Source organism: Domibacillus sp. 8LH (assembly GCF_038806185.1).
Classification (GTDB): domain Bacteria; phylum Bacillota; class Bacilli; order Bacillales; family Domibacillaceae; genus Domibacillus; species Domibacillus indicus_A.
Window position 1 is genome coordinate 1 of sequence record NZ_JAVJNG010000243.1, and the last position, 252, is coordinate 252.

The window sequence follows — 252 nt, forward strand, 5'->3', positions numbered from 1 at the left end:
TTGGGATTCTCCTTCCCCTGTATCTGTAACCTTCGATTCTTTGCTTCAATCAACTCCTTGTCAAAAGCAGCTGAGAAGTTGTCAAAGGCTGACAGAAGAGCTTCGCGTGGCATGCTGCCGCTAACCGCAAGTTTGTTGACCCACTTGTAGTTAGGCTTGTAATCAGCCCCTTCGCTTGACCGATTGGTAATTAGTTCCTCTAGCTCGAGAGGTGCGCGGATCGAACCCACGAACGATTGATGTCTAATGCGC

General features: G+C 49.2%; 1 protein-coding gene. It reads right to left on the reverse strand.

The window, feature by feature from the left end:
* On the reverse strand, positions 1-252 hold a 252-nt coding region (locus RG959_RS24575), incomplete at both ends, for a hypothetical protein (protein WP_342799343.1).